Source organism: Peptostreptococcus sp., from assembly GCF_036639115.1.
Taxonomy (GTDB): domain Bacteria; phylum Bacillota; class Clostridia; order Peptostreptococcales; family Peptostreptococcaceae; genus Peptostreptococcus.
The window spans coordinates 92,560-115,655 of the sequence record NZ_JAVWJH010000004.1; the positions used below are offsets into that span (position 1 = coordinate 92,560).

The window sequence follows — 23,096 nt, forward strand, 5'->3', positions numbered from 1 at the left end:
AATACTAAATATATAAGTTGTATATATTTTGAGTGTATTATCATATTTTAGGGAAATAAAATGGAAAAATACGTATATGTAGATGGAAAAAAATATAAAAGAGGATATACAACTGGATCATGTGCAGCGGCTGCTACTAAGGCAGCCCTCACAATGATGATTACAGGTGTCAAAATAGACAATGTAGAGATTTCTACACCAAAAGGAATAAATCTTTCTATTGATATATTTAATCAGAAAATTGGAAAAGAGTCGGCTCAATGTTGTGTCAGAAAAGATGCAGGAGATGATATTGATGCGACGAATAATATGGAAATTTATTCTAAAGTGGAAATAATTAATACAGAGGATATTCCCACTATTTGTGCTGTGAAGATTCTTGATTATTTAGAAATAAGTTCAGGTTTTGGAATAGGTATCGTTACAAAAAAGGGACTAAGTACAGAAGTAGGAAGACCTGCTATTAACCCTGTACCTTTAAAAATGATATCTAAAGAAGTTCAAAATATTATAGAAGAGAACTGCATAGATATTAAGAAATGGCTAGAAAACAAGAAAATTTTGGTGACAATATCTGCACCGATGGGTGAAAAAATAGCATTGGATACTTTTAATTCAAATCTTGGGATAGTTGGAGGTATATCTATAATAGGAACGAGCGGAATAGTAGAACCAATGAGTGAAGAAGGTTGGAAGAAGGCTCTTTCAGCTGAATTATCAATCAAAAAAGAAGAGGGGTTAAAGGAAATAGTCTTGGTGCCAGGAAATATTGGCTATGAAAAAATGACCAAAGACTATGGGCAAGATCCCCAAAATATAGTCAAAATGAGTAACTTTGTGGGCTATATGTTGATGGAATGTAAGAGACTAGGATTTAAAAAGATAACAATAGCAGGTCATATAGGGAAGTTAATTAAGTTGTCTGCAGGTATTACAAACACCCATAGCAGGGTAGCGGACGCAAGAAAAGAAATAATGATAGCAAATTTGGCATTAATGGGAGCAGGTGTAGAGCTGCTAAAAGAAGTAGAAAATTGTCTTACAACAGATGCTATGATAAAAATAATAAAAGAAAATAATATGGAAGAAGTCTTTCATGCTTTATCTCAAAAGGCATCTGATAGAGCATGGAACTATCTAAGAGAAGGAAAAGAAAATATAAAGTTAGAGGTTTTTATGTTTTCTATGGATGGTGAACTTTTGGGTATAGGAAAAACAAATTTTGATATATTGATTAATCAAAATAAGTAAATATGTCAGATGGCATCTGCTTAATAAAAGTAATATATGAGTTAATAAAAATATATAAATCAAGAAATCTTAGTGAAAGTATATTCGTGTTATTATATATAATTATTTTTTATGATTTTATTTATAATTAAGTGCTGACTTCTATATAAATTTCATAAAAAAGATGAAAATTAGGAGAAATAAATGTTGTATATTGTAGGTATAGGACCAGGAAATAGAAAGTACATGACAGAAATTGCAAAAGATGTAATTGATAGGTCTGAAATAGTAATTGCTGGAAAAAGAAACATGGAGTCACTGAGTGAAAATAATAAAGAAAAATTTTATCTTTCAGCGGATTTAAAGGAAATGAAAAACTATATTATCGATAATAAGCAAAAAGATATTGTAATATTGGCATCGGGTGATCCGTCTATATACGGTATAGCGTCTTATATTAAAAGAGAGCTGGGGAATATACTGGATATAGAAGTTATATCAGGTATTAGCTCCATTCAATATGCATTCTCTGCTTTTAAACTAGATATGAACGATGTTTATATAAGCAGTTCACATGGAAGAAACCCAAATTATAATTTTATATTTATGCATGATAAAATAGCTATGGTAACAGATAAAAATATAGGGCCTTATGAAATATCTCAAGAGATTAGAAAAAGAAATTTAAACTATAATATATATATAGGCGAAAATTTATCCTATTCTAATGAAATATTAACCATCACTAATTCAAATGAAATAAATAGAAAAGACTATGATATGGCAGTTATAATTTTAATGAAAATTAAAGACTAAGCAAAGTGAAAAATAAATAGATAAGCATAAAGTAAAAATAAAAGCAGTAAAGTAAGCACTAAGTAAAAATATAAGGAAAAGTTTAAATAGGCATTAAAGAAAAATTGCAAAGTGAAATGAAATTAGTAAATTGAGTACTAAGTAAAAATATAAGGAAAAGTAAAATAGGCATTAAAGAAAAATTGGTATTAAAGAAAAATTGCAAAGAGAAGTGAAAGTAGTAAAATAAGTATCAATTAAAAAGAGCAAAGTGAAATCAAAACACTAATTAAAAATCTTAAATTTATAAAAACAATATAGCATGAACATCTAAAAATATAACAATTTTCTAGCTAAAGAAAAAATAAAAGGGTATTAATATAAGGTTGTGTAATAAAGTTGATAGTAAAAAAATAAAAAAGAATATAATTTTTATAGCTTTTGTTATAGAAAAATTATTTATGGAGATAAAAATGAAAAATAGTGAGTTTATAATAGGAGAAGTTCCCATCACGAAAGAAGAGATAAGGGCAGTGTCTATTTCTAAATTGGAACTACTTAAAGCAAAGAAGCTTATAGATATTGGATCAGGTACAGGAAGTATAACTGTAGAAGCTGCCATCAAATATTCAAATCTTGAGGTAATAGCTGTAGAGGCAAACGAATCTGCTTATGAATTAACTAGAAAAAATATAGAAAAATTTGATCTTAAAAACGTTAAGCAAATTAAAGCTATGGCACCATTAAATAAAAATGAAATTGATTTTAAAGAAATAGATGCTATATTTATAGGTGGTAGTAAGAATAATTTAAAAGAAATACTAATTTGGTCTCACTCAATTTTAAGAAATGGTGGAAAAATAGTGGCAAACTTTATTCTTTTGGAGAGCTTTTTTGAATGTAAATCTATACTAAAAGGCTGTGGGTATAATAATATTGAAGTGAGTCAGATTTCTGTTTCAAATATGGAAAAATTGGGAAGAGGAAATTATTTTAAACCACAAAATCCAATATTTATAGTTTCGGCAAGTAAGTAATAGCAGTTAAAATAAAATATTTATAGTTTTATGATAAAGAAATAAAAGGATTTAAAAATTGAAAAATTGAAAAATTGAAAAACATATTTCTAAAAAGACAATAGTAACTGAAAATAGTATTAGTATTGAAAATAGTATCAAAACTTGATATAAAAATAGATAAATGAGAAAAAAGGTGATAATATGGAGAAAATATATTTTGTAGGGGCAGGGCCGGGAGATAAAGAGTTAATCACACTTAAAGGTTATAAGCTTCTTTCAAAAGCAGATATAGTAATCTATGCAGGTTCTTTGGTTAATCCAGAGCTTTTAGAATACTGCAAAAAAGATTGCCATATATACGACAGTGCAACTATGACCTTAGATGAAATAATAGAAGTAATGAGCTTGGGAGCCAGTCAAGATAAAATAGTGGTAAGACTTCAGACTGGTGATATATCGATATATGGGTCTATAAGAGAACAGGCTGAAGAACTTAAAAAATTGAATATAGAGTATGAGAGTATAGCAGGGGTAAGTTCTTTTTTGGGAGCTGCAGCATCTTTAGGGATAGAATATACAGTACCAGAGATATCTCAAAGTCTAATTATAACAAGAATGGAAGGAAGAACTCCTGTACCAGAGCTTGAAAAGCTAGAACTTTTTGCAAAACATAAGACATCGATGGCAATATTTTTATCAGTTCAAGGCATTAATAAAGTTGTGGAAAAATTGCTAGAAGGTGAGTATGATGAAAATACACCGGTGGCAGTAGTGTACAAGGCAACTTGGGATGATGAAAAAATAGTCTTTGGAACTCTATCAGATATTGCAGATAAAGTAAAAAAAGAAGCTATTAAAAAAACGGCTTTAATACTAGTTGGAGATTTTTTAGGGGATGAATATAACTATTCTAAACTGTACGATAAAAATTTTTCTCATGATTATAGAAAATCTACAATTGATTAAAAAATTATGCTATAATAAATTTCTGTGTTTTGAAGTATATAAAATATACTTTAAAATAATATGATACATGGGTGCTTATATATAGATTAGAAAACCAAGAGTATTTTCTAAAAAAGAGGTGATAGTATGGTTATCAAGTATATTTATATAACAAAAAATTCGGAGGATCTGGCAAAAAGGTTAAATAATATTTCTATGAAAGATGTCAAGTTTGAAGAAGAAGATATCATTGGAGAGCTTATTTCCTATAAAGAATTTAAATCAAATAAAAAAAATATATTTGATAATGCTGATTTTTTGGTTTTTATCATGGCAACGGGAATAGTGGTAAGAACAATAGCAGATTTATTAGATGACAAGCTGAGAGATCCCGGAGTTGTCGTAATAGATGAGTTTGGCTTAAACGTAATCAGCTTAATTGGTGGTCATGTAGCTGGAGCCAATCACCTGACAAAGATATTAGCAGAAAAACTAAGAGCAAATCCTGTAATAACAACAGCTACAGATATAAATAACAAGGGATCGCTTGATTTAATAGCCAAGAAATTAGATGCAGATTTAGATAGCTTAAGAAAAGCGTGTCTGAACGTGAATAGCTCTTTAGTAAAAGGAAATGCTGTAAATATATATATTCAAAGCGACTATGTATATTTGCTGGAAAACATGTTGAATGGGTTTAACATTTTCAAAAGTATAAAAAGTTTTGAGAAAGAATATATAAACAGAGGATTAGTAGCTAATCAAGAAAGCTTTGTTATAATAAGTGATGAAGAGAGAGTTCTCTCAATGTTTGATGAGGAAGTTATAAAAATTATTCCGAGAAAAAACATGCTTGGAGTTGGTTGTAGAAGAAATATAGCATCAGATATTTTTGAAAAAAACATTATAAAATATTTGTCGAGTAATAATATTTCTATTAAATCAATAAAAACCATCGCTAGCATAGATGTAAAAAAAAATGAAAAGTGCATTATAGATTTTGCACATAAATATAATATAGAAAAGATATTTTTTAGTCCAGAAGATTTATCATTGTATGATAGCCTATATGAAAGTTCCAACTTTGTAAAAAAAACAGTTGGAGTATATTGTGTATCGGAGCCAGCATGCCATATAGTATCTGATGGAAATATAATAGCGGAAAAATATAAGTCAAATGGAATTACAGTTTCAATTGGGAGGAAAAAATGATTTATGTAGTAGGTACAGGACCCGGAAGTGAAAAATATATGACACAAGAAGCTTTAGAAGCTATCAAAGAGTGTGATACTATAGTGGGATACAAGACTTACATCAAACTAATAAGACATCTATTAGTTGATAAAATAGTAATAGAAAATGGAATGCGTCAAGAAAAAGAAAGATGTCTAGAAGCGCTAGACCTATCTAGTAAGGGCAAAAAAGTCGCCCTAATAAGTGGTGGAGATTCTGGAGTGTATGGAATGGCTGGACTAATCTTAGAACTTAACTCTAAAAGAACTATAAAAGAGGAAGTTAAGATAGTTCAAGGTGTGACATCAAGCATATCTGCAGCTTCAGTACTTGGTGCTCCACTTATGCATGACTTTTGTCAGATAAGTTTGAGTGATCTAATGACTCCTTGGAGCATTATAGAGAAAAGAATAAAGCTGGCTTCTGATGCTGACTTTGTAATATGTATATACAATCCGAGAAGTAAGGGAAGAAGCGAGCATCTGGAGAGAGCATTTGAAATAATGGCTGAATACAAGTCAGCAGATACACCTGTAGGAATAGTAAAAAATGCAGGTAGGGACAATCAAGAAGTATATATAATGAATCTCAAGGATATGAATTATGAAATATGTGATATGTCTACAATGGTAATAGTCGGTAATAAAGAGTCTTATATAGATAATGGGAAAATAGTGACACCGAGGGGGTATAATATATGATACTAGTTCTAGGAGGAACATCAGATAGCTTAAAGATTTGTGATCGCTTGTCTGAGATAGGAATAAACGATTTTGTACTATCAGTTGCAACCGAATTTGGTAGAGAACTAGCTGAATCACATGCAAAAGAAATAGTAAATGGTAAGATGGATAAAGAAGAAATGGTAAAATTCATAGTAGAACATGAGATAAGACAGGTAATAGATGCAACTCATCCATATGCGGTAGAAGTATCAAGAAATGCAATGGATGCTTGTGAGGAAGCTGATATTAAATACATAAGATTTGAAAGAAAATCCTTATTGGAAGAAATAAAATATCAGGGCGAGTTTGTGGTGGATACTACAGAAGAAGCTTGTAACATGATTATGAATCATGAAGAGTGGGAAAATGTATTTATTGCAACTGGTAGTAAAAACTTAGGAACATATGTAAAGCTATTAAAATCAAAAACACTTACAGCTAGAGTTCTTCCAACTAGTGATGTTCTTAGAAATTGTGAAGCAATGGGATTAAATGCGGATAATATATTAGCCATAAAAGGTCCATTTAGCAAGGAAATAAATGTTGCGATATTAAAACATGCCAAAGTAGATGTTGTTATAACGAAGGAAAGTGGCTTTGCAGGTGGTTTTTTGGATAAAATAGAAGCTTGTGCAGAGGTTGGCATACCAATTATTATAATAAAGAGAAAAACAATAGACTATCAAAGGGTAGTTCATGAAATAGATGAAATAGAAGAAAGTTTAATATTTGGATAAAAAATGAAAAGAGGTGTGTATGAATAATAAAGATGCATTAGTAGTAATAAGTTTTGGAACATCTCACATGGACACGAGAAAAAAGACTATAGAGGCATGTGAAAACACAATCAGAAAAAAATTTCCAGGAATGGATTTTTATAGAGCATGGACTTCTAGAATGATAATAAAAAAGCTCAAAAAAAGAGATAATGAAGAGATAATGTATCCAGATGAATTATTAGAGAAATTATATTTAGACGGATATAAAAATATATATATTCAATCACTACATCTGATTTGTGGTGAAGAGTATCATAAGCTTTTAGATATTATCGAAAAATATAGAAATAAATTTGATAGAGTCATACTTGGTAGACCTCTTCTATCAAACTTAAAAGACTATGATGACATAGCAGAGTTTATTAAAAATGTAAGTAAAGATGATATCAAAAATAAAAAATCAAATGAAGCTACTGTTTGGATGGGACATGGAACAGAACACAACGCCCACTCATCTTATGCTGCACTTGATTACAGGGCAAAGAGGGAAGAAGTAGCTGCCTATATAGCTACTGTGGAAGGTCATCCATCTCTTGAAGATATTATTTATTTTTTAAAAAGAGATAAGATAGAAAAAATACACCTAAGACCATTTTTGTTGGTAGCTGGAGATCATGCAAAGAATGATATGGCTAGTGATGATAAAGACTCATGGAAAAGTATCTTGGAAAGAGAAGGCTTTGATGTTGAGCTACATCTTGAGGGTATAGGTGAGTTTGAATATATACAGAATAAATTTCTGAAAAACTTAGAAGAAGCTATGTCAGAAGAGTCAAAAGAAGTCAAAAATGATATTGTAAAAAAAGCAAAATTTTATGGGATTGGTGTAGGACCAGGGGACAGTGAACTTTTGACGATAAAAGCTGTAAAAACACTGGAGAAAATAGATGTTTTATATGTACCACAGGCAAAAGATGGCAAGAAAAGTACAGCTCAAAACATAGCACAAGAATACTTGAAGCCTTCTCTAAAAATAAAAGAAAGACATTTTCCTATGAATTATAACATAGAAGAAAAGAATTTAGCCTGGGATAGTATATCGTCTGAAATCAAAAATGACGTCGAGTCTGGAATAAATGTTGGCTTTATAACTTTGGGAGATCCGATGGTATATTCAACATATGTTTATTTGTTAGAGAGGTTAATAGGAAAAATAGAGATAGAAACTATAGCTGGAATAAATTCCTTTATAAATATATCCTCATCTAATAATTTTCCTTTAGCAATGGATAGAGAATCCTTGGCAGTCGTATCTTGTACAGATAATTATGAATCTATATCAGAAGTGATTGATAAGTTTGATTCCGTAGTTTTGATGAAAGTATATAAAAACTTTAGAGAAATCATTGAAATGATAGAAAATAAAAATCTAGAAAATTATTTTATAATGGTTTCAAATTCATCTATGGACAGTGAGCTTGTCTATAGAGATATAAAAGAAATAAAAAATCTAGATAAAGTACCTTATTTTACAACTATTTTGTTAAATAAGAAATGGAAGAATTTATAAGTAACTATAAATTAATTGAATATAGAGTAAGATATAATAAAAAAGGTAGCCTGGCTAGGCTACCTTTTGTTGTCTAGAATTTCAAAGATCTGTTTACTCTTTCATAGCAAATATGCCCAAGCCCATAACTAATCCTCCACCAACTATATTGCCCACAGTGGCAATTAGTAAAGCACTAATTGCTTGAAGAAGAGTGATACTATGGATGTTTTTTGCAAATAGAGCAACAGAGAAAGAAGTCATATTTGCAATGCTATGTTCAAAGCCAGTAGTTACAAATGCGAACAAGCACAAGACGATAAGAAGTATCTTAGCGGCATCGTTTTCAGTTCTACTGGTAAGTAATATTGCTAGGCACACTAGAAAGTTACAAATCATAGCTCTTGTAAATAAAGCTAGTGGTGCTAAATTAGCCTTAACAAGTGCTGTTTTTGAGAAAAATTCCATCACAGGACCTTCATCAACCAAGCCTGTAAGAACAAATACCAAACTGAGCAAAATGGCTCCTAATAGATTGCCAATCCAGCTAAAAGTCCATACTGATATTAAATCAGAGCTCTTGACTTTTTTGTTTAGTTTGCCAATTGTCATCACAAGGTTATTTCCAGTGAAGAGTTCTGTTCCAGAAAATACTACAGCTATAAGTGCTATTGAAAAAGAAAGTCCCATAATTATTCTAGTAAATGGGCTATTACTTTCAGACAATAAGCCACCAATTGTAGATGATAGCAAGACTCCTAGTCCTATAAAAGTACCAGCAAATGTTGCTGATATTAAATAAGCCTTCTTGCTTTTCTTGCAGTTAGTCGACTTTGCGACTGCTATATCAGAAAATTTTTCGATTGTTTCGTTGTACATTAATGTTCTCCTTATATAAAAATACAACAGATATAAATATATTAGTTAAATATAATATATTTATCGAAAAAAACTGACTAAAACAAAATTAAAAACGAACGATTTACAAAGTAATTATATCATATTGCGATTTTTTATTAAAGATGATTTAAAATATCTAAAAAGATAACTAGAAAAAATTATTAATAAAGTAATGAGATATTTATAAATATATATTTTCATAAATACCTCCTTGGTAATTTAGAAAGTTTTGTTAAGGAAAATCGAAAAAAACTTAAATCAAAAGTGATTTCATGAAAAATTTAAAATTTACTATATTCTTCTATATATATATCGAAGAATATTTATCATATATTAAAAGCATCTATATAAATTTAAAATTTGACTTTTTTTCGACTAAAATATATACTTTAAGTTGTTGTATTTTGTAGTTTTACAGCTTTAAAGTGTTTGTTTGAGCTGTAAATTTTGATGTTTTTTATTCATTTAAGATGAAAAATTATGAAATTATACGGTGTACACTTCTATGTAGCTGATGAAAGTTCAGTGTAGATATAAATGTTTACTGTATAAAATTTAAGGCTAGAAAACTTAGAAGTGTCTAAGTAGAAATCATAAAAAATTTGCATGATTGTATAAAATTTATAGTTTTAAAGTGAGTTTTGTTACAATAAAAATTAATCGTACTAAAAAATATAAGTAAATAAGAGCAAAAGAGTTAAAAAAGATGTAATGAAAGAAGAGTTAAAAGAAGTATAATTAAAAAAGAGGCAAGTTTAAAAGAGATAAAGTTAAAAAAATTAAATAAAGTTAAAGTTAAAAAAGTAAAATAGATGAAAAATAATAAAAAAAGAAAAATAAGCTAGTTAAAATCGGAGGAATTATGAAGTTAGTTGCGGGGACAAGAGGGAGTGAACTTGCTATTACTCAGACTGAGTTGGTATGTAAATCTCTTATAGCGGCCTTTCCTGGACTTGAGATAGAAAAGAAAATCATAAAGACTAAGGGAGATAAAATTCTTGATAAAGCTCTAGATAAAATAGGGGATAAAGGAATATTTGTAAAGGAAATAGAAAGACAATTAATAGATGGCAAAATTGACTTTGCAGTACATAGTCTAAAGGATATGCCATCTGAGATAGATGCTAGATTGAAGCTTGTAAATACGCCTATGAGGGCAGATGCAAGAGATGTCTTGATAGTAAATCCAAAGCATAATATAGATTCAAAAGATGCCATGAAATGGTTGAAAAGTTCGAATGGATTAAGAGTGGGTACTGGTAGTAAAAGGAGAATTGCACAGCTATTGATGATAAATAAAAGCATAAATCCTATACCACTTAGAGGAAATATAGCGACTAGAATATCAAAGCTAGAAAGCGAGGATATGGATGCTATAGTTCTAGCAGCAGCAGGTATAGAAAGATTGGATATAAAAAATATAAATGTATATTATTTTGATTATGATCAAATGATACCTGCATCAGGTCAGGGTGCCTTGGCAATAGAAATTAAGAAAAATAATACGGAGCTAGAAAAAATATTTGAATCAATATCAGATAGAAAAACTGAACTAGAAGTTGCAGCAGAAAGATCTTTTTTAAAAAAGATAAATGGAGGCTGTCATATCCCTGTTGGATCAATATCATTTATAGAAAATGATTTATTCGTAATTCGAGGAATATTTGGCAATGAAGACTATACAAATATAGTTGTTAAAGATAAAAAATTAGACTTATCTTCTATATGTTCATGTTCTGAAAAAGAGTTAAAATGCCATTTTATAGAAAATTTAGAGTCAGATGTATCAAAATCAAGTGTATTAAAGGCTTTATCTTCTCTAGGAAGCAGTTTAGCTGAAGAAATAATTTATGAATTTAATAAAAAAGAAATAAAAGTAAATAGCAGATAAAATTACGAATTAATAAAGCATAAATATAGATTATTTAATTTATATATATAAGCATGGATACTTATATAAATAGAAAGGCAGGATATCGTGAATTTTAAAGAAGAAAATTCTTTAGATCTTGGAAAAGTATATTTAGTGGGAGCTGGGCCTGGAGATCTTGGACTTATAACATTGAAGGGCTTAGATTGTATCAAAGAAGCTGACGTAATAATATACGACAGGTTGATAAACAAAGAATTGTTGGATTATAAAAAAGAAGACTGCGAGATCATATATGTTGGCAAAAAATCAAGCAATCATATAATGCCACAAGAAAAAATAAATACTGTGATAGCCCAAAAAGCAAAAGAAGGAAAAGTGGTTGTGAGATTAAAGGGAGGAGATCCCTATGTATTTGGTCGAGGTGGAGAAGAAGCAGAAATACTATATGATGAAAATATAGATTTTGAGGTAGTTCCAGGGGTCAGTTCTGCAATTGGAGGTCTATGCTATGCTGGAATACCTGTAACACACAGAGATTTTGCATCATCATTTCATGTCGTAACTGGACATGCCAAGGAAGATGATAGTCTGGATATAAATTGGAAGGCACTTGCAGAAGAAAAAGGTACAGTTATATTTCTTATGGGAATTGGTAATATAGAACATATTACTGAAATGTTAATATCAAATGGAAGACGTCCAAATACCCCAGTGGCCTTTGTATCATGGGCAACTAGATACGAGCAAAAGACTGTCACAACTACTCTAGAATATGCAAAAGAGTGTATAGAAAAAAATAAAATTAGTGCACCAGCTTTATTTGTTGTTGGCGGAGTAGTTAGCTTAACAGGAAAGCTAGGGTTCTTTGAGAGAAAGGCAATGTTTGGAAAAACTATTGCAGTTACAAGAACTAGGAATAAAAATAGTAAGCTTAGAGAAAAACTAGAAAGAAATGGAGCTAGAGTGATAGAAGTTCCTACAATTTTGATAGAAAAAAAGCATGATTATAAAGAAATACTTACAGAAAAGATAAAAGCAAAAAAATATGATTGTATAGCCTTTACGAGTCATAATTCGGTAGAGTATTTTTTTGAGGCTATGAGATCTGAAAAAATTGATACAAGATTTCTTAAAAATATAGTAATTGTTAGTATAGGTTCGGCAACAACAGAGTCAATGGAAAAGTTTGGGATATATCCAGATATAGAGGCAAAAGAATTTAGTGGCAAGGGGTTGGCTCAGGAGATAGTATCTTATAAGATAGATTCTTTATCAGAAAGAAAATCTGAAGATAAAATAATTATAGATAGAGTATTATTTCCTTGTTCAGAAATAGCCACTAGGGTATTTGAAGATACACTGGAAAATTGTAATATTGATGTTGACAGAGTAGAAATATATACGAATAATGTCAATGAATCTATAAAAGATGAATTGTTAGAGACATTTAAAAATGAAAATATAGACTATATTACTTTTACCAGTTCATCTACTTTTAATAATACTTTGAAGTTACTGGGAAAAGAAAACATGTATTTACTTCAAAATATAAAGAAAGTATCTATTGGTGATATAACATCTGATAGTATAAAGAAAAGTGGATTAGAAGTGGAGTTACAGTCAGAAATAGCAACAATAGACTCTATTATAGAGGTAATATTGAAAGATTTAAAATAAGATTAAGTATAATAAAACTATTGAGGAGTGATAAACATGAGAAGACCAAGAAGATTGAGAGTAAATAAAGTTACAAGAGAACTAGTGAGAGAAACAAGACTAGATATGAAAGAGCTAGTGTATCCAATCTTTGTAATAGAAGGAAATAATATTAAAAATGAAATTAAGAGTATGCCAGGGGTATACCATTTCTCGGTAGATAAATTAGAAGAAGAAATAAAAGATATTATAGAGCATGGAATTCAAAATATAATGATATTCGGAGTAACTGAACATAAAGATTGGTGTGCAAGCTCAGGCTTTGATGATAATGGAATAGTTCAACAAGCCGTAAGAGAAATAAAAAGAGTTTGTCCAGATATGAATATAATAACGGATGTTTGTATGTGCGAATATACTGATCATGGTCATTGTGGAATTATAAATGAAGATGGATATGTAGATAATGATAAATCACTAGAATTTCTATCAAAAATAGCCCTTAGTCATGCAAAAGCAGGAGCAGATATGGTGGCACCATCTGATATGATGGACTTTAGAGTAAAGGCTATTAGAGAAGTACTAGATAATAATGGATTTGTAAATGTTGGAATTATGGCTTACAGTGCTAAGTATGCTTCTAATTTTTATGGACCATTTAGAGATGCAGCAGACTCTGCACCTGCATTTGGGGATAGAAAGACCTATCAAATGGATCCATCCAATGTAAATGAAGCTATGTTAGAGTGTCAGTACGATATAGAAGAAGGTGCGGATATTATAATGGTAAAGCCAGCTTTATCATATCTTGATGTAATTAAGGGAGCTAGTCAAAGGTTTGAAGTTCCAGTGGCAGCTTATAATGTAAGTGGAGAATACTCTATGTTAAAGCTTGCAGTTTCTCAGGGGTTATTAAATGAAGAGGCTATATATGAAGCGGTAATGTCTATTAAACGTGCAGGTGCAAGTATAATAATTACATATTTTGCAAAGGATTTAGCAAAATATATAGGACGATATTAATTAAATATAATAGGATGACGAATTTATTGTGGCACAAAGCAAAAGCATAAAAATTATTTTGTATTTTTTCTTTGATGTTGGAATAATTTATGAAATAAGTGGTAAAATAAGAGCTCAACAATAGACAAACTGCCTATTGCTGGGCTCCTATTCTGTTAAAGGAGGATTTTGATGTTTTATCCAGTAATGATAGATGTAGAGAAATTGAATATATTAATAGTTGGTGGAGGACCTATTGCCAGTAAAAAAGCAAAATCTCTTGTAAAATATGGTGCAAGTCTAAGAGTTGTGGCAATGAATATGTGTGATGAAATCTTAGATTTAAAAGAACAGTTAGAATGTGATAAAAAAGAACAAAGTATTGATATTAGAGAGAATATTGAAAAAAAATCCTTAGATTCTGCCTTTCAAGATAAGTTTGAATATAAAGATGAAGATATCTTGGATAGGGAAAAATTGTACGATGAAAATTTAAATAAAATTAATGAAGTTATGAACCCTAAGGACATATCAAGTGATATAATAAGAGATGCTAAAGAAAATCAAACAAAAAAAATAATAGGTGACTTGTATTTGATAGAGAGAAAATTTGATATTAATGATCTTTATGATGCAGATATGGTCTATCTTGCAACTGATAATACAAATTTAAATAAAGAAATAGCTCATTACTGTATAAACCACAATATTCTTGTAAATTCCGTGGATAATCATGAACAATCCTCATTTATAAATACAGGGTTTTTTGAAGAAAAAATTGATGGGGAAGATATAATTATATCCATATCTTCAATGGGAAAAAATCCAAAAAATACAAAAAAAATAAAGAATGAGATGAAGCAGTACTTTGAAGATCGATAGGTATATAAAGTAACGAGAAATGGATTTGAAAGTAATAAGAAACGGATTTAAAAGTAACAAGAAATGGATTTGAAAGTAATAAGAAGTAGATTTGTAAATATTAGAAAATAAATATAAAATATATAAAATTCGTATATTTTATAAGAGCAAAATGAAAAGTATATATAAATGCTAGTTTGGAGGAATATAGATGAATATAGATGATTTAAATCCTGCTCAAAAGCAAGCAGTAGAAAGAACTGAAGGTCCAGTTTTGATACTAGCTGGAGCGGGTTCTGGAAAAACAAAAGTTTTGACAACTAGAATATCATATCTAGTGGAAGATAAGAATGTAAACCCAGGAAATATTTTGGCGATTACATTTACAAATAAAGCAGCAAATGAAATGCGAGAAAGAGTAGAAAATATCATTGGGGAAGACTCTAGGGATATGTGGATATCTACATTCCACTCATGTTGCGTAAGAATATTGAGAAAAGATATAAATAAGATTGGCTATAATAGAAGTTTTGTAATATACGATTCTACTGACCAGATGACTTTGATAAAAGATTGTATGAAAGAGCTTGACCTGAGTGATAAGAAGTTTGAACCAAGATCTATTATATCTCAAATATCATCTGCAAAAGATAAATTGATGGGACCAAAAGAGTTTGCAAGGACTGCAGCTGGGGATCTTTGGCTAGAGTCAATTGCCAAGGTATATGCAATATATCAAGATAGATTGAAGAGAAATAGTGCACTGGATTTTGACGATTTGATAGTCAAGACAGTTGAACTTTTGCAAACAAATGAAGATGTTTTAAACTTTTATAGGGGAAAGTTCAGATACATAATGGTAGATGAGTATCAGGATACATCAAGAGCTCAGTACCAATTGATCAAGCTATTGGCTATGGGGCACCAAAACATATGTGTAGTTGGAGATGATGACCAGAGTATATATGGTTGGAGAGGTGCAGATATTAGAAATATATTGGAATTTGAAAGAGATTATGACGATGTATTTGTAGTAAAATTGGAGCAAAATTATAGATCTACTCAGGTTATTTTGGATACTGCAAACTACCTAATAGCAAATAATGTGGAAAGAAAAAAGAAGAGATTGTGGAGCGATAGAAAAGAAGGAAATCTTGTAAAGGTCAAAGTCTTGGCAAATGAAGTAGATGAGGCAAATTATGTAGTAAATGAAATCTATGAAAATGCTATGAAATCAGGTAGACCATACAGTGATTATGCTGTACTTTATAGGGCAAATGCTCAAGCGAGAACTATAGAAGATGCCCTAAATAGATTCCAGATACCATACAATATATATGGCGGTACAAAGTTTTATGAGAGAAAAGAAATAAAGGATCTACTAGGCTATTTAAGAGTTATAGTAAATCCACAAGATGATATATCAGTGAAGAGGGTAATCAATGTACCTAGACGTGGTGTGGGGCTTAGAACGATAGAAAAATTAGAAGATAGAGCAAATATAATGAAGGAAAGTTTATATTCAGTTATTTTGGATGTAGATAATAACTCGGATATATCTACAAAGGCAAAAAAGGGAATAAATGACTTTGTTGACTTGATAGGACTATTTAGAAGTATTTCTGAAACATACTCTCCTAGTAAGATGGTAGAAAAAATACTAGATTTAACAGGATATATAAGTGATTTAGAAGAAGTTATAAAGAAAAACGAAAAACTACAAAATGGAAAATCTGAAGAAGCACAGGACAGAATAGACAATCTTAAAGAGTTTATTTCTATTGCTTTGGAATATGAAAACTCAGAGTTATTTGCTGATGAAGAGAAAAATTTGAGCAACTTTTTGGCAAACATATCTCTATCAAGCGATATAAATAATGAAGATGAAGAAGGAATAGAAAAAGTATCACTTATGACTATGCACTCATCAAAAGGGCTTGAATTCCCTGTTGTATTTATTATAGGTATGGAAGAAAAGATATTCCCTATAGCAAGAGCAATATCTAGCCTAAATGATATGGATATAGAGGAAGAAAGAAGACTTTGCTATGTTGGAATAACAAGAGCCATGAGAGAGTTGTATCTTACTCATACGGCAAGAAGAACTTTATATGGAAAAACAAATGTAAATATGAAATCTAGATTCTTGGGAGAGCTGCCAGAAGAGTGTGTAGAGATACTAGATTCGCAGGCTAAAGATCCTGGATACAAAGATGCAGATTATAGTTTACTTAAAAAATATGCAGATAAGTACAAAAATCAGATGAATGTCAAAAAAGCTAAAGATATGGGTGCAAAGATTATAAATAAAAAAGAAGATTTTCCAGCATCGAACTCTTCAAATAAGGGAGGCTCAAATGCAAACCTTGTTAGCAAAGGAGAAGGAGCAGGATATGATTCATATAATCCAGACAGTATTCCTAAAGTGAAAAAAGGATCTAAGATATCACATCCGAAATTTGGAGAGGGTACAGTAATATCTAAAATTGGAGCAGAAATAACAGTAGCATTTAATCAAAAAGGCGTAAAAAAAATAAACCTAGAATATACTACTATAGAAGTTATGGAATATTAAAGTATTATAATAAACTAAAAATATAAAAATAATAAAGTGCTTATAATAAACTAAAAATATAAAAATAATGAAGTTAATGATAATAAATGAAAAGTATAAAATAATAGAGTAGATATTATAATATTTTAAAAAGATAAATATGAAGATGCTTATGATCATTAAAAGTATAATAATATATAGAAGTAGCTATAGTTATTAAAAGATATAAATATATAGCTAATATCAACAATAAGCCCCAAGAAAAAACGAAAAAAGGACTTGAATAAGCTATATTTAATGGATAAATATTTTCATATAAAAATAATAATATAATTGTAAAAAAACTAAAAAGTTGATAATATAGAGTAAGTAGTAAGTAGTAAGTAGTAAGTAGTAAGTAGTAAGTAGTAAGTAGTAAGTAGTAAATATATTATTAAAATAAAAAAAGATAAATTAGAGGAGTCAGTTTTGGCTCCTTTTAAAAGCGGAAGGAGAAATTATGTCAGAGTCAACTGCAAAAAACGTAGCTAATGAACTATTAGACTTTATAAATAATAGTCCTACTATGTATAATGCGGTATCTTATGCCGAAAAAAACCTTAGAGAAAATGGTTTTATAGAATTAAACTTAAAGAAAAAATGGACTTTGGAAAAAGCTGGTAGATACTATATAAAGGTAAATGCTTCAGGCTTAATAGCTTTTGTTATAAATGGAGATAATATAGTAGAAGATGGATTTCGTATAATAGGGAGTCATACTGATTCGCCAACATTTAAGATAAAAGCCAATCCAGAAGTTAAAATAAATAATCAAATAAAATTAAATGTAGAACCTTATGGTGGTATGATAGTGAGCACTTGGCTTGATAGACCTCTTTCAATAGCTGGTAGAGTTCTATTAAGAAACTGGAAAAATCCACTAAAACCAATAGAAAAGATAATAAAAATTGACAAGCCAATATGTATAATACCTAATCTTGCAATTCATATGAATAGAGAAATAAATTCAGGCTATGAATACAACAAGCAAGATGATTTAATGCCCCTAATATTGGAAACAGGAGAAAGTCTAGAAACAGAAGATTATTTAAAGCAGATCTTGATAAGAGAGCTTGATAAAGATAATGGAGTTTCTGAGAGTAATGATAATAACAATAACATAGCAAATGAAGATGCTGATTCAATACATCTTGAATATGCAAATGTTCTTTCAGTTAGAGAAAGGATAAAAGCTGAAAGTGAAAGAGCACTAGTGGCGGATGATATACTAGATTATGAACTATATCTATATGAATATGAAAAGAGTAGTTTAGTTGGTGAAAATAGTGAATTTATATCAGCAGGAAGGCTAGATAACCTGGCTAGTATGCACGCTAGTATAAAGGCACTGATTGATAGCTCAAATACAAAAGAATACGGTAAGAAGGCTTCTGATGAGCTAAGAAAGGCAATAGCTGATATAGGTAGACCTGAGTCTAGCATATCTAGAGATTATGGTATATATGATTCAAGTGTAGGAAATACCTTACTCAGAGAAATTAATGGATTCTGTGGTATAAATATGCTGGCAGCTTTCAACAATGAAGAGGTAGGAAGTATGTCAAAAGAAGGTGCAGATTCTGAGTTATTAGGAAATATAATAGAAAGAATATGTATGTCTATGAATATATCTAGAGAAGAGATGTTTATAGGTCTAGAAAATTCATTTATGATTTCAGCAGATCTTGCCCATGCAGTTCATCCCAATAAGACAGAAAAGGCAGATCCAACAAATAAAGCTATATTTGGAAATGGACCAGCTATCAAATCACATGCAGGCAGGGCATATGCAAGTGATGGATATTCTGCAGCAGTTTTTAAAGAAATATGTAGAAAAAATAAGATTAAGTGTCAAACTTTTGTAAATAGAAGTGATATGAGAAGCGGAAGTACAATAGGCTCAATAATGGCGAGCCATCTTCCAATGCCTATAGTAGATGTAGGTATACCAATACTTGCAATGCACTCTATAAGAGAGCTTGCCCATGTTGGCGATTACACAGATTACTATAAGAGTATGTTAGGATTTTATAATCTGAAATAGTAAAAGTCCCTCTAATTAGAGTGACTTTTATTTCTTTAAATTAGATTTTTATAGATTTTCTTTTTTAAGTTCTGACTTTATCTTTTCTAAGTCATTTGTTATCGTTACTTTTATTGCTCAATAATAAGATATTTTTATAAATAAAATAGGCAAATAAAAAATAATATTGTGATGATAAATAGAATAAATAAAATATGAAAAGAAAAGTTGGAAAAACATAAATAATAAATGTATGAATTCAAGTGTTTTTAGTTTTGAAATTATGATAGAGACAATAGTTAATATGAATCTAAGTATGGATTCAATATTAAATTACAATAATAAAAAGCCCCTTAAGGGGCTTTTTACTAAAACTCTGTATTTATTTTCCAAAATTGACTTTTTCTAATTCACTCTTTAACTTTTCAAAATTATTTGTAATTGAAACTTTAAACGTTCTTTTAAATTTAATTTTATTGTTACTTGAATATAAATTTAAATTGAAGCTTTTATTAATATAATTTTTCAGGCTAGTATCTTTTATTCCAAACTCCTTATTAATAGCATCTTTAATTTTAAAAATATCTGACTTTCCGTATTTATCAATATTTTCATTTATGCTTAATGAGTTGAGATAATTCATATCAGATAAAACATCTTCTGTTGTTTTTAGGCCAGTACCTGCTATTTCTTCTAAACCAAGTTTAGTATTGTTCTTTTCCTCATTTATTGCAATTTCAACTAAATTGTCAGGATAAGAATTATAAAAGATTAAATCATTAGCTATATCTCTTGGTTTAAAAATAGTAACTCCTAAGAATTTCTTACCAGGATATTTGACTTTTGATTGTTGTAAAAAGAATTTTCTAGTATCCAGAATAACTTTATCTTGTTCTGCTATGCTCTTTTTTATAGTCTCATCAACTGTGCTTTTCAAACTATCATCAAAAGTAAAGTCCATTTTATACTCACTGGATAAAAATTCTCCAGTTTCATCTTTTAGTAAGAAGTAGATAGGGACTGTTTTTCCGTCACTATTACTAGAAGATTTTATAAAATTATTTATCATTTTGATATTTTCAGGGCTAGGATTATTTACTTTATTTGATATTTCAGGATTTTGACTTGATTTGAAAAACTCTCTATAGTCATCAATATTGTTATAATCGATTGCTTCAAGAAGTTCCTTATGTAAAGTCTCACCATTCAAATCACTTATATTTATCTCTTTACCATTTAGTTTTATAGCTTTAATTCGATCTGTGCTTGTAATCTTTTCTAGCAGTTCATTACTATTTGATTCGAAAAAAGATAAATTTTTAATCTCTAGCTTTATTTTTTTTTTTTCAGAATCAGTCTTTATAGAAACATTATCATTAGCTGTATTTATTTTTGAAGTAGCTTCTTTTTCTGTATTTTCTCGTATTTCTTTTTTATTTATAGCTTCTTTTATTTTTGAAAAATCGAAATTAAACTTATAGTCTTGAGATAACTTTACATCGCCATCTTCAAAGTTAGCAGTAACAGTAATAGTCTTTTTTTCAGGAATATTATTTAAGTCTGTACCTTCAAATTGAGCCAAAACATCATTTATTATAGATTCCTTTAATGTACTTTCATTACCATCGACATTAATATCAGTTTTATTATCACCAATAGAGTAAGAAACAAGATTAGGAGTTTTCTTCAATCCTGTTATAAATCCAGTGCCAGAGATAGCTTTTAAATCTTCAGCGTTAGGAAGCTTAGTTATTTCTTTAGAAACTACATCAGTTACCATAGAATCAGGATCAAAAGATATAGTTGCATATTTACTTACAGCATCGTTATCAGCAACTGTATTGACAAGAGAAGCAAGGTGCTTATTAGAGTTACTTAAAATCTCTTTCTTTTTATTATTTAAGTTTTCTTCTTTTTCTATAGCCTTTTTCATATTTGAAAAATCGAAATTAAACTTATAGTCTTGAGATAACTTTACATCGCCATCGTCATAATTAGCAGTAACAGTAATAGTCTTTTTTTCAGGAATGTCTGTACCTTCAAATTGAGCCAAAACATTATTTATTATAGATTCCTTTAATGTACTTTCATTACCATCGACATTAATATCAGTTTTATTATCACCAATAGAGTAAGAAACAAGATTAGGAGTTTTCTTCAATCCTGTTATAAATCCAGTGCCAGAGATAGCTTTTAAATCTTCAGCGTTAGGAAGCTTAGTTATTTCTTTAGAAACTACATCAGTTACCATAGAATCAGGATCAAAAGATATAGTTGCATATTCATTTATAGTTTCATTTTTAGCTACATTTCCTACAAGAGCCTTTAGGTGTGTATTAGCCTTAGACAAAATAATTTGATTTTTGTCAACCTTAAATATGAATTCATACTCCACGCTGGCTTTAGTTTTTCCATCATTATAGTTTGCATTCACAATTACAGATTTCCCGTCTATTTTCCCAATATTTTCTTTAACTATATCATATGCTGATTTAGTATTGTTAGTCTTTTCATTTTCTAAAACAGTTTCATCATTTGTAGAATCAGTACTTGCGTCAGTATTTGAAGTTTCTTCAGCAGCAGTAGTATCATCAGAAGTTGTTAGCTGCTTAGATATAGCTTTCATAACGTCTTGTAGAATTTTTTCTTTCAATTCTTGAGCTGTTAAATCCTTACCATCAGTTTTTAATTTTACTAATCCATTTTCACCATCTACAACTCTATATGATTCAAGATTCGGAGTATTTAATATTCCATCAATAAATCCTGTATTAGTTATTTCATCCAAATCTTCAGGAATTTCATCACTTATTACTGTTATAGTAGTTTTGTTTGATTTTTGATCAATTTGATCAAATTGCATATTTAAAACTTTCTTTATTGCACTATTATTATTAACACCTTTAACAACACCATCTAAATGTTCATTAGCAGCTTTAATTAGTAAATTTTTCTTGTCTTGTTCAGTGTTGGTAGAAGAACCTCCACCGCCGCCACCACCGCTAGATGGTACTTCTTCATCTTCTGAAGGTTTTGAAGTTATTTCTGATATATCAATTTGTGCATTAGGAAGTTGTTTTTCTATTTGATTTCCAGCAGTTTTATTTCCTCCGCCGACACCGACAATGTGTTTAGGAGCAGATGCTTTTAACTGTTCTAGTTGTTCGTTAGTTAATCCAGCAGTCTTACTTCCTAAGAAAATAGGCATGTTTTTAAGCCCTGCAACACCACCGATTGTAACAGAGTCTATTAATTCACTTTCATTATTTGAACCGTCCTTTGCAATAAAGGCACTATTGTAGTCCTTGCCAAAGAACTTTTCTATTAATTTTGCATTTGTATCACGTCTATTAGAACCAGCAATACGTTCGCTATTTACGACATTATTAAATCCTTCTGGTAGATTATAAGTACCTCCAATTAAAAATACGTTATTTATATTCAGATCATTTAAAGAGTTTTTATATCTATCAATATTTTTATCTGTGAATACTAGTGGTACATTTAACTTAGCAGCTATACCACCTGTACCTGCTGCATCTGCAAGACCTGTATATCCATTTACAACAAAGGCATTTTTGATAGGCTGTCCCATTTTATTAGCGATTTGAAGTGAAGTGTTGATTCTATCACTACCGCTTATTCTTTCAACAGTATAATCTTTTTTTAGGTTATTTTCTAGATTTTTTGAAAGTGACTTTTCGCCACCTATTAAAATGATTTTTTTAGAGTTTAGCTGCTCTAAAGTTTCCTTTGTTTTTTTATCTAATGAATCTGACTTAGTTAAAAGTACAGGTGCATTTAGTTTTTTAGCATATGGTGCAACAGATAGTGCATCAGGAATTGCATCACTATTAACTAAGATTACATTATCTGCTTTCTTGAAGTAATTTAGAGCAATTTTATTAGCCGTTTCGAAAACGGTTACCCCCTTGTAAGTCAACGCTGTTGTCTGCTGCATTTGAAGCGACAG

General features: G+C 29.8%; 16 protein-coding genes. 14 read left to right on the plus strand and 2 right to left on the minus strand.

Going from position 1 to position 23,096, the window contains the following annotated elements; translation table 11 throughout:
• The first annotated feature begins 60 nt into the window (after positions 1–60).
• The 8 genes from cbiD to RR561_RS06245 all read left to right on the plus strand — a co-directional run bounded on the left by cbiD (position 61) and on the right by RR561_RS06245 (position 8,236).
• Positions 61–1,251 (plus strand): cobalt-precorrin-5B (C(1))-methyltransferase CbiD, encoded by a 1,191-nt coding sequence (gene cbiD / locus RR561_RS06210; protein WP_332506687.1) that lies wholly within the window; start codon positions 61–63, stop codon positions 1,249–1,251.
• A 183-nt stretch (positions 1,252–1,434) separates the two neighbouring features.
• Complete coding sequence (gene cbiE / locus RR561_RS06215) at positions 1,435–2,046, plus strand: precorrin-6y C5,15-methyltransferase (decarboxylating) subunit CbiE (protein ID WP_332506688.1); 612 nt, start codon at positions 1,435–1,437, stop codon at positions 2,044–2,046.
• Between the two features lie 452 nt (positions 2,047–2,498).
• Positions 2,499–3,062, plus strand: coding sequence for a decarboxylating cobalt-precorrin-6B (C(15))-methyltransferase (locus RR561_RS06220; RefSeq protein WP_332506689.1), 564 nt, complete (start codon positions 2,499–2,501; stop codon positions 3,060–3,062).
• Positions 3,063–3,245: 183 nt separating this feature from the next.
• The gene (locus RR561_RS06225; RefSeq protein ID WP_332506690.1) at positions 3,246–4,010 is read left to right on the plus strand and encodes a cobalt-precorrin-4 methyltransferase; all 765 of its coding nucleotides are present in this window, start codon (positions 3,246–3,248) and stop codon (positions 4,008–4,010) included.
• Positions 4,011–4,136: 126 nt separating this feature from the next.
• Positions 4,137–5,201, plus strand: a complete 1,065-nt coding sequence (locus RR561_RS06230; protein WP_332506691.1) for a cobalt-precorrin 5A hydrolase — start codon at positions 4,137–4,139, stop codon at positions 5,199–5,201.
• Positions 5,198–5,923 (plus strand): precorrin-3B C(17)-methyltransferase, encoded by a 726-nt coding sequence (gene cobJ / locus RR561_RS06235; protein WP_332506692.1) that lies wholly within the window; start codon positions 5,198–5,200, stop codon positions 5,921–5,923. The genes RR561_RS06230 and cobJ overlap by 4 nt, the downstream gene beginning before the upstream one ends.
• Positions 5,920–6,684, plus strand: a complete 765-nt coding sequence (cobK, locus tag RR561_RS06240) for a precorrin-6A reductase (protein ID WP_332506693.1) — start codon at positions 5,920–5,922, stop codon at positions 6,682–6,684. The genes cobJ and cobK overlap by 4 nt, the downstream gene beginning before the upstream one ends.
• A 19-nt stretch (positions 6,685–6,703) precedes the next feature.
• Positions 6,704–8,236 carry a cobalt-factor II C(20)-methyltransferase gene (locus RR561_RS06245; protein WP_332506694.1) on the plus strand — a complete coding sequence of 511 codons (1,533 nt, stop codon included), beginning with the start codon at positions 6,704–6,706 and terminating at the stop codon, positions 8,234–8,236.
• A 93-nt stretch (positions 8,237–8,329) separates the two neighbouring features.
• Here the strand turns inward: RR561_RS06245 and RR561_RS06250 are convergent, their stop codons facing one another.
• Positions 8,330–9,094, minus strand: a complete 765-nt coding sequence (locus tag RR561_RS06250; RefSeq protein WP_332506695.1) for a formate/nitrite transporter family protein — start codon at positions 9,092–9,094, stop codon at positions 8,330–8,332.
• A gap of 883 nt (positions 9,095–9,977) precedes the next feature.
• On the opposite strand from RR561_RS06250, the gene hemC reads away from it, so the two are divergent.
• The 6 genes from hemC to RR561_RS06280 all read left to right on the plus strand — a co-directional run bounded on the left by hemC (position 9,978) and on the right by RR561_RS06280 (position 19,144).
• Entirely contained in the window at positions 9,978–11,006 is a 1,029-nt protein-coding gene (gene hemC, locus RR561_RS06255; RefSeq protein WP_332506696.1) for a hydroxymethylbilane synthase, read from the plus strand.
• 87 nt (positions 11,007–11,093) lie between these two features.
• Complete coding sequence (gene cobA, locus RR561_RS06260; RefSeq protein WP_332506697.1) at positions 11,094–12,665, plus strand: uroporphyrinogen-III C-methyltransferase; 1,572 nt, start codon at positions 11,094–11,096, stop codon at positions 12,663–12,665.
• Between the two features lie 36 nt (positions 12,666–12,701).
• A complete protein-coding gene (gene hemB, locus RR561_RS06265; RefSeq protein WP_332506698.1) occupies positions 12,702–13,667 on the plus strand; it encodes a porphobilinogen synthase in 966 nt (321 codons plus the stop codon).
• Between the two features lie 171 nt (positions 13,668–13,838).
• The gene (locus RR561_RS06270) at positions 13,839–14,528 is read left to right on the plus strand and encodes a precorrin-2 dehydrogenase/sirohydrochlorin ferrochelatase family protein (protein WP_332506699.1); all 690 of its coding nucleotides are present in this window, start codon (positions 13,839–13,841) and stop codon (positions 14,526–14,528) included.
• 190 nt (positions 14,529–14,718) lie between these two features.
• The gene (locus tag RR561_RS06275; RefSeq protein ID WP_332506700.1) at positions 14,719–17,082 is read left to right on the plus strand and encodes an ATP-dependent helicase; all 2,364 of its coding nucleotides are present in this window, start codon (positions 14,719–14,721) and stop codon (positions 17,080–17,082) included.
• 478 nt (positions 17,083–17,560) lie between these two features.
• On the plus strand, positions 17,561–19,144 hold the full coding sequence (locus tag RR561_RS06280; protein WP_332506701.1) for a M18 family aminopeptidase: 1,584 nt from the start codon (positions 17,561–17,563) through the stop codon (positions 19,142–19,144).
• A gap of 361 nt (positions 19,145–19,505) precedes the next feature.
• Here the strand turns inward: RR561_RS06280 and RR561_RS06285 are convergent, their stop codons facing one another.
• Entirely contained in the window at positions 19,506–23,066 is a 3,561-nt protein-coding gene (locus RR561_RS06285; protein ID WP_332506702.1) for a cell wall-binding repeat-containing protein, read from the minus strand.
• Between the last annotated feature and the right edge of the window lie 30 nt (positions 23,067–23,096).

Bases quoted from the DNA above. Each gene is read 5' to 3' on its own strand.
- cobJ (WP_332506692.1), top strand. From the start codon at position 5,198: ATGATTTATGTAGTAGGTACAGGACCCGGAAGTGAAAAATATATGACA.
- RR561_RS06280 (WP_332506701.1), top strand. From the start codon at position 17,561: ATGTCAGAGTCAACTGCAAAAAACGTAGCTAATGAACTATTAGACTTT.
- hemC (WP_332506696.1), top strand. From the start codon at position 9,978: ATGAAGTTAGTTGCGGGGACAAGAGGGAGTGAACTTGCTATTACTCAG.
- cobK (WP_332506693.1), top strand. From the start codon at position 5,920: ATGATACTAGTTCTAGGAGGAACATCAGATAGCTTAAAGATTTGTGAT.
- RR561_RS06225 (WP_332506690.1), top strand. From the start codon at position 3,246: ATGGAGAAAATATATTTTGTAGGGGCAGGGCCGGGAGATAAAGAGTTA.
- hemB (WP_332506698.1), top strand. From the start codon at position 12,702: ATGAGAAGACCAAGAAGATTGAGAGTAAATAAAGTTACAAGAGAACTA.
- RR561_RS06230 (WP_332506691.1), top strand. From the start codon at position 4,137: ATGGTTATCAAGTATATTTATATAACAAAAAATTCGGAGGATCTGGCA.
- RR561_RS06220 (WP_332506689.1), top strand. From the start codon at position 2,499: ATGAAAAATAGTGAGTTTATAATAGGAGAAGTTCCCATCACGAAAGAA.
- RR561_RS06275 (WP_332506700.1), top strand. From the start codon at position 14,719: ATGAATATAGATGATTTAAATCCTGCTCAAAAGCAAGCAGTAGAAAGA.
- cbiE (WP_332506688.1), top strand. From the start codon at position 1,435: ATGTTGTATATTGTAGGTATAGGACCAGGAAATAGAAAGTACATGACA.
- RR561_RS06245 (WP_332506694.1), top strand. From the start codon at position 6,704: ATGAATAATAAAGATGCATTAGTAGTAATAAGTTTTGGAACATCTCAC.
- RR561_RS06250 (WP_332506695.1), bottom strand. From the start codon at position 9,094: ATGTACAACGAAACAATCGAAAAATTTTCTGATATAGCAGTCGCAAAG.
- RR561_RS06270 (WP_332506699.1), top strand. From the start codon at position 13,839: ATGTTTTATCCAGTAATGATAGATGTAGAGAAATTGAATATATTAATA.
- cbiD (WP_332506687.1), top strand. From the start codon at position 61: ATGGAAAAATACGTATATGTAGATGGAAAAAAATATAAAAGAGGATAT.